At 65.2% G+C, this 10,106-nt stretch carries 8 protein-coding genes (1 of these 8 only partly in view); 3 read left to right on the top strand and 5 right to left on the bottom strand.

The genetic code is table 11. From position 1 onward, the window contains the following. Nucleotides 1–337 precede the first annotated feature (337 nt). The 5 genes from GKC28_RS25270 to speA form a co-directional block, all read right to left on the bottom strand. Nucleotides 338–2,302 (bottom strand): TonB-dependent siderophore receptor, encoded by a 1,965-nt coding sequence (locus tag GKC28_RS25270; RefSeq protein WP_174149709.1) that lies wholly within the window; start codon nt 2,300–2,302, stop codon nt 338–340. Nucleotides 2,303–2,493: 191 nt separating this feature from the next. Beyond that, nucleotides 2,494–3,354, bottom strand: coding sequence for an agmatinase (speB, locus tag GKC28_RS25265; RefSeq protein ID WP_174149708.1), 861 nt, complete (start codon nt 3,352–3,354; stop codon nt 2,494–2,496). Beyond that, complete coding sequence (locus tag GKC28_RS25260; protein WP_174149707.1) at nt 3,351–4,523, bottom strand: carboxynorspermidine decarboxylase; 1,173 nt, start codon at nt 4,521–4,523, stop codon at nt 3,351–3,353. The genes speB and GKC28_RS25260 overlap by 4 nt, the downstream gene beginning before the upstream one ends. 108 nt (nt 4,524–4,631) lie before the next feature. Continuing rightward, nucleotides 4,632–5,843: a saccharopine dehydrogenase family protein gene (locus GKC28_RS25255; protein ID WP_174149706.1), complete on the bottom strand. Its 1,212-nt coding sequence runs from the start codon at nt 5,841–5,843 to the stop codon at nt 4,632–4,634. A gap of 76 nt (nt 5,844–5,919) precedes the next feature. After that, the gene (gene speA, locus GKC28_RS25250) at nt 5,920–7,809 is read right to left on the bottom strand and encodes a biosynthetic arginine decarboxylase (protein WP_174149705.1); all 1,890 of its coding nucleotides are present in this window, start codon (nt 7,807–7,809) and stop codon (nt 5,920–5,922) included. A 367-nt stretch (nt 7,810–8,176) separates the two neighbouring features. Here speA and GKC28_RS25245 point away from each other — a divergent pair, with 367 nt between their 5' ends. The 3 genes in view from GKC28_RS25245 to GKC28_RS25235 are tightly spaced (each overlapping or abutting the next) and all read left to right on the top strand, a layout consistent with a single transcriptional unit that may run on beyond the window. After that, complete coding sequence (locus GKC28_RS25245) at nt 8,177–9,100, top strand: siderophore ABC transporter substrate-binding protein (RefSeq protein ID WP_174149704.1); 924 nt, start codon at nt 8,177–8,179, stop codon at nt 9,098–9,100. Next, nucleotides 9,093–10,079 carry an iron chelate uptake ABC transporter family permease subunit gene (locus GKC28_RS25240; RefSeq protein WP_174149703.1) on the top strand — a complete coding sequence of 329 codons (987 nt, stop codon included), beginning with the start codon at nt 9,093–9,095 and terminating at the stop codon, nt 10,077–10,079. The genes GKC28_RS25245 and GKC28_RS25240 overlap by 8 nt, the downstream gene beginning before the upstream one ends. Further along, nucleotides 10,072–10,106 carry the start of an iron chelate uptake ABC transporter family permease subunit gene (locus GKC28_RS25235; protein WP_174149702.1) on the top strand. The gene runs 895 nt beyond the window's last position, so only the first 35 of its 930 coding nucleotides appear in the window; the start codon lies at nt 10,072–10,074; its stop codon lies beyond the right edge, outside the window. Before GKC28_RS25240 ends, GKC28_RS25235 begins: the two co-directional genes overlap by 8 nt.

Raw genomic sequence — 10,106 nt, 5'->3', positions numbered from 1 at the left:
TTGCGGGTCTCCCGTCAGGGAGGGGGCAGGGGCGGGGTGCATGGGTTCAGGTCTTCCCGTAGCCGTGCCGCGGCGCCGGCGGGCGCCGGCGGAGCCGGGCCGTCGGGCCGGGTCAGTTTCTGACAAGTACTAGCGGGAAGCTGGCTGCGGAGCGGCGCGGGCAAAAAGCCGGGCGCCGACTGTGAAAGAGATTTCACGCCCGGTACTTAGCCTGTGCGGCGGGGCGGGAAAAGGGGTTTCTGAGTATTTTAGTGAGGTTTGCGGTATCCGGTGGAGAACCGCCGGATACCGCGAGGCCCGCAGGGGCGCAGCGCCGTGGCAGGCGCTGCGTTTGGGATCAGAACTTCATGGTCGCGGTCAGCGTGATGGTGCGTCCCGGTTCGTTGAGTTCGGTGAAACCCGCGAAGTCGCCGCCATAGGTCGCGCGGTCGGCGTATCTGGTGTCGAACAGGTTGTCGACGCCGAGGCGGATTTTCACATTCTGGGCGGCGGGCGGGGTGTATTCCGCAAAGACGGAGACCACTTCGTAACCTTCAAGTTCTTGCAGGCCGGGTTCGCTGGAGCCGGTGCTATAGTCCAGCGCCGCGTCGATGGCACCGCCGACGACGAGGTTGTACAGCGGCAGTTCCTGCTGGACTTCCAGAGCCAGAATGCTGCCCAGCGGTGTGCCGTAATCCAGCACGTCGAAGCTGGAGGGGGCGTTGCCGTTCCATGTGTTTTTGCTGCGGCTGAAAGTGAAGCGGGCAAAACCGCTGTCCCAGCCGTAAGTGGCGCCGAGGTTGTAGCCTTTGCTTCGGAAATCCGCGTTGGTGACAGCTGCGCCGGAGAAAGTGCGGACGTCGTCGATTTCGGTGTCGAACCATTCAGCGCCCAGGGTCCAGTTGCCTGCGTCGTAATCCGCGCCAATGACGATGTTTTCCGCGCGGGAAGACCGCAGCGCGGAGTAGTCCCAAGCGCGCCAGAATAAGTAGTTGTCCTCAAGCCCGATGCCGCCGAACACACTGGAATAGGCCGCCCGCACCGAGAACTCCTCAGTGAAATTATAGGTCAGGGACAGGTTGCCGCTCGCGCCGCTGGGGGAGGCGGTGTAGGGGGTGCCGGTTTGCGCGAAGTCCTGGCCGGTGAAATCCTGCCAGTCGTAGCGCAGGCCGCCCGACAGTTTAAGGCGGTCAGTGGGCTGCAGGCGGGCCTGGGCAAAGATGCCGAGGATTTCGCTGTTTTCCTGTGCGTCGGGCGTCAGGCCGCCGTTGGTGTAGGAGCTTTCCTTCTCCTGGTAGTCCAGACCTGCGGTGATGGTGTTGTTCTGGGACAGGTAGAAGGTGTTCTGGAACTTGGCCGAGTAGGTGTTGGAAACGCCGGTGCTGGGTTCATATAGCGGGGCGTGGACGTCGGTTTCGGAGAAGCCGAAGACCACTTCCGGGTTCCACATGCCGGCGCCGGTGAGGAACTCGTACCGCAGCGCGGTGACCTTGCGCGTGGTGTCGTAGCGCACCAAAGAGCCGGAAGGGCCGAAGTTGGAGCGGAAGTTGCGCAGGGCGGAATCTTCCAGCTGCTGGTGCGACAGTTCCACCCGGTGACCCTGGTCGGATTCGTAGGCGAATTTCAGCAGGCCCGCGGTCAGGTCGGCACCGGTTCCGGTGACCTCAACGCCGTCGCCGTCCTCGTAGTTGCTGCCGGTGGCGCGTTTGGCGTAGCCGAGGATTTCAAAACCGCCGCTGCGGCCCGCAAGCGTCAGCGCGCCCTGGGCGGTATCGCCGTTGCCGGAGTAGGACAGCCGGGCCTTGCCGCCAAAGGTTTCACCGTCTTCGATGATGTCCCCGGCATCGATGGTTTCCATCACGACGCGGCCGGCCAGCGCTTGCGGGCCGGCATCAGCGGGGGCGACACCGGGGTCAACGCGGACCGATTTCATCAGGCCGGGGTCAAAGGCGTTGGCGCTGACGTGGTGGAAGACGCGGTTGTTCTGGCTGACGCCATCCACCTGGATGGCCAGGTTCAGCATGTCGACGCCGTTTACGAAGATCTTTTGCGCCACAGGAATGGCGCCGCCGACGGACACCGAGGCGATGCCTGCAAACAGGTCCTTGAGGTCGCCCATGGCGGCGCGTTCGATCTCGGCGTCGGCCACATAGACCGCGGTGGCGCGGTCGGCGGCGTTGCCGATCGGGTCGCGCTGCTTGACCACGATCGGGTCGAGCGACAGGACCTCGTCGTCTTCTGCCAGCGCGGCGGAGGCGGTGATGAGTGTGAGCGCGGTGCTGCAGAGCAGCCCGGACAGGCGGATGCTGGAAGTTCGTGCCATGATTAACCCGTGTTCTTGGAGCTGTTAGCTTGGGTTAATTCCTGGCTCGCCTTGTCAAAGGCCTGCGCCAGATAGGGAGGGTTTGCGCCGGGCGCAAGGGGGTATTGTTGAGTAAATTAGTTTGTTAAGCGCTGTTGCAGTTTTGCCGCTCTGGGGGCAGCCGGAAGCAGATGCCCCCGGCTGCCGGAGCGTTACTTGGCTGCCGCGAAGGACATTAGCGCATAGGTGATCTGGGCGGTGGTGAATTCCGATACCCGGCTGTCCTCGGTGGGGGCCAGCTCCACCACGTCGCAACCCGCGAGTTTGCGGCCTGCCAGCGCGGAGCGCACGATGTTGAGCGCCTGATAGTAGCCGAGGCCGCCGGGCACCGGCGTGCCGGTGGCGGGCAGGATCGCCGGGTCCAGACCGTCGACGTCAAAGCTGACATAGACATCCTGCGGGAAATCCCCGGGCAAGGTGACGGAGTGGATGTTGCCGGTGACCAGCTCCTCTGCGTCGATGGAGATCACCTTGCAGGCGGCGCGGCGGTCGACCTCTTCCTGGCTCATGGCGCGGACGCCGTACTGGGCGATGCGGACACCGTCTTCCTCGGCCAGCAGCTGCATGACGGAGGCGTGGGAGTGGCGTTCGTCCTGATAGGCCTTGCGCAGGTCGGCGTGGGCGTCGATCTGGACGATGCCCACGGGGCGCCCCAGCGCCCGGGCAACACCGCGCACCGCGCCGTAGCTGAGCGCGTGTTCGCCGCCCAGCGTCACCGGCACCGCGCCTGCGGCCACGGCGGCCTCGGTGCGGGCGGCGATGCGCTCCATCACCTGGGGCAGGGGGCCGGTGCAGTCGACGGCTTCTTCGGTCACGATGCCCGCGGCGCAGGGTTCCGCGTCGCGGTAGAGGCGTTCCAGCTCGACGCTGGCCTCAAGGATGGCCTCCGGGCCGCCCTCGGTGCCGCCGCCATAGGAGACGGTGCGCTCCAGCGGCACCGGGATCACCCGGAAGCGGGCGGTGGCTGGATCGCGTTCGGCGTCGCTCAGTTCGCCTTCGAGGAAGTAGGTCATGACAGGCGGTCCTTGAAATCGTCATAGGAGGGGGTGCGCAGGAGTTTCAGCGCGTCACTTTCGGAGTTCCACAGCGCAATGGCGGGCAGGGGAACGCCGTTGAATGTGTTGGTCTTGACCATCGAGTAATGCGACTGGTCGAGGAAGGCGATGCGGTCGCCGGGTTGCGGCGGGGTGGCAAAGCCGTAATCGCCGATCACGTCGCCCGCCAGGCAGGACGGCCCGCCCAGGCGGTGCGGAGGCACGTCCGTGACTTCGCCCAGGAGGTCGGGGCGATAGGGCGCCTCGATCACGTCGGGCATGTGGCAGGTGGCGGAGATATCGGTGATCGCCAGCGGCATGGCGTTTTCGGCAACGTCCAGGATCTCACCCACCAGAATGCCGGAATGCAGCGCCACCGCCTCGCCCGGCTCGATGAAGACCTCGACATCGTAGGTTTCGCGGATATGGCGGATCAGGGCGGTCAGTCCGTCGCGGTTGTAGTCCGGCATGGTGATGTGGTGGCCGCCGCCGAGGTTGATCCATTTGAGCTGCTTGAGGCGGTCGCCCATCTTCTCCTCGAGCGCGGCGAAGGTGCGCTGCAGCGGTTCGAACAGCTGTTCGCAGAGCGTGTGCATATGCAGCCCTTCGACGCCGTCCCAGTCCTGATCGCTGAGCTGCGACACGGGCGTGCCGAGGCGCGAGCAGGGGGCGGTGGGGTCGTATTTCTCGTTCCAGCCCTCGGAATGCTCCGGGTTCACGCGCAGGCCGATGGAGATGCTCTCGCCCTTCGTGCGGGCCTCTGCGATCAGGGGGGCAAAGCGGCGGTGCTGGGCCGGGGAGTTGAAGATCAGGTGATCCGACAGACGGATGATTTCGGGCAGGTCTTCGGCCTTGAAGCCAGCGGAATAGGTGGTGACCTCGCCGCCGAATTCCTCGCGCGCCAGCCGCGCCTCATAAAGGCCGGAGGCGCAGGTGCCGGACAGGTAACGCCGCACCAGCGGGGCGACGGCAAACATCGAGAACGCCTTGAGTGCCAAGAGGACGTTGGCGCCGGAGGCGTCGGCCACGCCTTTGAGGATCGTCAGGTTGCGCTCGACCGCGACCTCATCCACGACAAAACAAGGGGAGGGCACACGGTGCAGGTCGAAGCGGGCAAAGCTTTCAGTAGAAAGCGCTTTGATGTCCATGGCGGGGTCTTTCGTTGCAGCGGGAACGGAAAGGGCCGGCTTCTGATGAAACCAGCCCGTATGTCTGGCCGCGGGCAGTGGATGCCCGCGGCCGGTTGCTTGGAGTGCTTAGAACTCCGGGTGGCCGTCCAGTTCGACCACCTGCCAGGGCAGGCCGTCGGTGTTCAGCATGTCCATGAAGGCATCCGGGTCCAGCTGTTCGGTGTTCCACACGCCCGGCTCGCGCCAGGTGCCGTTCATCACCATGGCGGCGCCGATCATCGCCGGCACGCCGGTGGTATAGGCCACCGCCTGGCTGCCGACCTCGGCGTAGCATTCCTCGTGGTCGCAGATGTTGTAGATGTAGTAGGTCTTCTCTGCGCCGCCGTCCTTGGCCGGGCCGGTGATGATGTCGCCGATGCAGGTCTTGCCCTTGGTCAGCTCACCCAGCTCGGAGGGATCCGGCAGCACGGTTTTCAGGAACTGCAGCGGGATGATTTCCTGGCCGTTGTGGATCACCGGCTCGATGCTGGTCATGCCGATGTTCTGCAGCACGGTGACGTGGTTGATGTAGGCGTCGCCGAAAGTCATCCAGAAGCGGGCGCGCTCGATCTCCGGGAAGTGGGTCGACAGCGATTCCAGCTCCTCGTGGTACATCAGGTACATGTTCTTCTTGCCGACGGCGGGGAAGTCGAACTCGTACTTGCGGGTCATCGCCGGGGATTCGATCCAGGCGCCGTTTTCCCAGTGGCGCGCCGGGGCGGTCACTTCGCGGATGTTGATTTCCGGGTTGAAGTTGGTGGCAAACGGTTTGCTGTTGTCGCCGCCGTTGCAGTCCAGCACGTCGATCAGGCGGATGCCCTCCAGCTTGTGCTTGCGCACCCAGGTCGCCATGATCGAGGTGACGCCCGGGTCGAAACCGGCGCCCAGGATCGCGGTCAGGCCTGCTTCCTTGAAGCGCTCCTGATAGGCCCACTGCCATTTGTATTCGAACTTGGCCTCGTCCTCGGGCTCGTAGTTGGCGGTGTCGAGATAGTGGATGCCGGCCTCAAGGCAGGCGTCCATCAGCACCAGATCCTGATAGGGCAGGGCGAGGTTCACCAGCAGCTCGGCGCCGGTTTCCTTGATCAGCGCCACGGTGTCAGCGACCTTCATCGCGTCCAGCTGCGCGGTGCGGATGGTGACGCCGGTGCGTTCCTTGACGTTGGCGGCGATGTCTTCGCATTTGGAGACCGTGCGGCTGGCCAGGGTGATCTCCTTAAAGATCTCCGGGTGCATGGCCATTTTTGTGACAGTGACGGATCCGACGCCGCCGGCGCCAACAACCAGAACCTTTTCCATATGTTTGTTCCTTTGCAGAAGGGGCCAAGGCCCCGGTGTTCCGATGTGCCCCTGGGTCGTCTTCCGGGGGGCGGCTTCAGTCGAAATATGTGCTGCCCGCGAGGCTGTCCTTGTAGGCGGCAATCATCTGGCGGCGCTCCGCGGCGTTGACCTTGCCGGATTTCACGGCGCGTTCCACCCGCTTGCGGAAGGTCTCCAGGCACTGGCGCGGGTCGTATTCGACATAGGACAGCACCTCGGCGATGGTATCGGCCTCGGTCTCGTGCTCGATATCAAAGCCGCCCTGGCCGTCCAGAGAGATGGTGACCACGTTGGCATCGCCAAACAGGTTGTGCAAGTCGCCGAGCGTCTCCTGATAGGCGCCGACAAAGAACACGCCGATCAGGTAATGCTCGCCCTCGCGCAGGTCATGCACCGGCAGGGCGTTGGCGGTGCCGTCGGCCAGGATGAAGTGATCCAGCTTGCCGTCGCTGTCGCAGGTGATGTCGGTGATCATCGCGTTGCGCGACGGCAGCTCGTTCAGGCGCTGCAGCGGCATCATCGGGTGCAGCTGGTCGATGGCCCAAACGTCCGGCAGCGACTGGAACAGCGAGAAGTTGCCCTGGTAGTGGTCGGTGAAGGCGCCGAGCGCGCTGGCGGCTTCGGACAGGGTCTCGTCCCCGCGCGCCGCCGCCTTGAACAGGCCCGCCAGATACAGGAAACCCTGTTCGGCGCGCGACAGCTGCTCCAGCCCGATCTGGCCGCGGCGGAACAGCGCCCGCAGCTCATCCCGGTAATAGATCGCGTCGTTCAGCGCCTCCTGGAAGCGCGGCCCGCCGATGTAGGCCTCCACCGCCATCAGGTCCGAGACCAGGTGGTGGTCGTCGGGCCGTACCTCCGGCTTTTCCGGCGCGTCATAAAGCGTGGCGCCCAGAACCTCGAAGATGAAGATAGACGAATGCGCCACCACGAACCGGCCGCTTTCGGTGACGATGGTGGGGTGGGCGATGCCCGCCTCATCCAGCGCATAGCGGATGGTTTCGACGATGTTGGTGCAGTATTCGTTGACGGTGTAATTGACCGAGTTCTCGTCCGGGCGGCGCTCGCCGGTGTAATCGACGCCGAGGCCGCCGCCGAGGTCCATATGCGTCAGCGGCGCGCCCATGCGGGTCAGTTCCACAAAGAAGCGGCAGGCTTCGTCCGCGGCGCGGCGGATGTCGAAGATGTTTGGCACCTGGCTGCCCAGGTGGCTGTGCTGCAGCACCAGGCAGTCGAGGAAGCCGCTGTCGCGCAGGCGGTCCATCAGCGTGACCAGATCATGCGCGCCAAGGCCGAAGGTGGAGCGGTCGCCGGAGCTGGCCTGCCACTTGCCGGTGACGCGTTCGGTCAGCTTGACCCGCACGCCCAGGAGCGGGCGGATGTCCAGATCCTCTGCCACCCGGCGGATGATGTCGAACTCGTCCAGCGTTTCAATGACGATGACGGTGTTGTGGCCCAGCTTGCGCGACAGGATCGCCAGCCGGATGAAGGCCTCGTCCTTCGATCCATTGCAGATCAAGAGCGCGTCTTCGGGCAGGGGCTGCGACAGGGCAATCATCAGCTCCGGCTTGGAGCCGGCCTCCAGCCCGTAGCTGAACTTCTGGCCTGCGGCCATCAGATGCCCGATCACCTCGGCCTGCTGGTTCACCTTGATCGGGAACACGCCGCGGTAGCGGCCCTTGTAGCCCGCGTTCTCGATGGCGCTGTTGAAGGCCTCGTGCAGCTGGGTCAGGGATTGCTCAAGGAACTGATGCACCCGCAGCACCACCGGGGCGGAGATGCCGCGCGCCTCGATCGCCGCGATCACCTCCGGCAGCGGGGTCGGCTTGGCATCCGGGGCCTGCGGCAGCCGCAGCGCAACGGCACCGTCCGGGGTGACCTGCAGCATGCCGTCGCCCCAGGCATCCAGCCCGTAGAGGCCCTCATATGTCTTTGCGCCGCTGCTCATCGGCTTTGCGCCTGTGCCGGGCGGTTCGGAAAATCGGAGAGGGGGAGCCGGTGCGGCATCGCGGGGCCTTTCTGTCCAGAGTTCGGGGGGCTGGGAGGTGCAAAGCTGACGGTTCGGGTCGAAGCCTTATCAGGTGCAGGACCGTGCGGTGGCCGCCTCCTTACAATCGGGGGTCTGCTGCATCAAGAGGTTTTCTGCAGGCAGGGCGGTGATTTGCGCGCCTTCGCCGGGCGGGCGCATCTGCAGGCTGCCGCCGGGGCAGCGAAATGGCGCGTCTGGACTTTTGCCGCATGTGCCGGTAAGCCCCCCTTGATTTTCAGCAAGCCTTCGTCAGCCAGCCGAATTCCATCTCATCAGAGGACAGGAAATGGCACATTGGAAGGTTTTGCAACTGGCGGCGCCGGTTTTTTTCGCCTTGGCGGCTGCGGCATCGGCGCAGGGGCTGGAAGTAGAGACGGCCCGGGGCCGCGTCGAGCTGCCTGAAATCCCTGAGAGAATCGTGGTTCTGGACGTGGCCGCGGCAGATACGCTGGACGCTCTTGGGGTGCAGCCGGTGGGCGTGCCTGCGGAGATGTTCGTCAGCTATCTGGACGATCTGAAGGAAGGCGCAGATTCTGCCGGCACGCTGTTTGAGCCGGATTTCGAGACGATTGCCATGCTGGCGCCGGACCTGATTGTGGCGGGCGGGCGGTCTTCCACACAAGTTGAGCCGCTGTCGGAGATTGCTCCCGCCATCGACATGACGATCTGGGGCACCGGTCTGGCACAGCAGGCGCTGGCGCGGCTGCGCAGCTATGGCCGTCTGACGGGGCGCGAGGACCGGGCGGCAGAGCTGGAAGCGGCCTTCACCGCCAAGCTGGCAGAGGCCCGTGCGGCAGTGGCCGGGCGCGGCGATGCGCTGATCGTGATGACCAACGGGCCGCGGGTCTCGGCCTATGGGGCGCAGTCGCGGTTCGGCTGGCTGCATCAGGCGCTGGACCTGCCCGAGGCGGTGCCGGATCTGGATGCGCAGACCCATGGCGAGGCGGTGTCGTTCGAGTTCATTGCTGCTGCAGATCCCGACTGGCTGATCGTGGTGGACCGCGCGGTGGCACTGGGGCAGGGCAATCAGGCCGCCGCGGTAACGCTGGACAACGCGCTGGTTGCAGGCACCAAGGCCTGGTCGCGGGGGCAAGTGGTCTATCTGAACGCCGCCAATATCTATGTGGCGGGCGGCGGCATCCAGTCGATGAGCGCGACATTGGAAGAAATCAAAGCCGGGTTTTCGCAGGGCATCAAAGCGGGTGGCTGATTTGGCCGCCCCCAATACGGCTGCGCCGCGCCGCTGGCTGCAGCTGGCGGCGGCGCTCTTGGTGCCGCTGGCCGCGGTCAGCCTGTTGGTGGGGGCCGAGCCGTTGCCGCTGGGCACGCTGCTGAGCGATCCGCAGGCGCTGCAGGTGCTGGCGGTCAGCCGCATCCCGCGCACTGCCGCGGTGCTCTTGACCGGTGCCGCGATGGCGGTGGCAGGGGTGATCATGCAACTGCTGGTGCGCAACAAGTTTGTTGAGCCGGGCACCACCGGCACCAGCGAGGCAGCGATGCTGGGCCTGCTGGCGGTGACGCTGCTGGCCCCCGGCGCGCCCATTCTGGTCAAGATGCTGGCGGCCTCCGGGGCGGCACTGGCAGGCACCGGTGTCTTCATGCTGCTGGCGCGGCGCATCCCGCCGCAACAGGTGCTGCTGATCCCGCTGTCCGGGCTGGTCTATGGCGGGCTGCTGATGGCGGTGGTCACTTTCATCGCCATCGAGGGCGGGCTGCTGCAATACATTGGCGTCTGGATGAGCGGTGAGTTCTCTGGCGTCCTCGCGGGCCGGTATGAGCTGCTGTGGCTGGCAGGCGGGCTGGCGCTGCTGGCCTATTTTGCCGCCGATCAGTTCACCATTGCCGGGCTGGGCCGCGACGTGAGCCTGAACCTGGGTCTGCGCTACGGGCAGGTGCTGGGGTTCGGCATTGTCACCGTGTCGCTGGTGTCATCCCTGGTGATCGTGACGGTGGGGATGCTGCCCTTTATCGGCTTGGTGGTGCCCAATCTGGTGTCGCGGCTGATGGGCGACAACCTGCGCGAAAGCCTGCCCGTTGTGGCGGCTGCCGGGGCCGGGCTGCTGCTGATATGCGATATCTTGGGGCGCGTGCTGCGCTACCCGTATGAGATCCCGGCCGGCACTGTCTTTGGAATCTTCGGGGCCGCTGTTTTCCTGTACCTTCTGCTCGGGCGGCGGGCCAATGGCTGACCGGCGGCTGATCGTTCTGGGTTGCTT

The organism is Leisingera sp. ANG59 (genome assembly GCF_013317235.1).
In the GTDB taxonomy this organism is placed as follows: domain Bacteria; phylum Pseudomonadota; class Alphaproteobacteria; order Rhodobacterales; family Rhodobacteraceae; genus Leisingera.
Note: the sequence above shows the minus strand (reverse complement) of the source record. Positions and strands in the feature narration are given on the sequence as shown.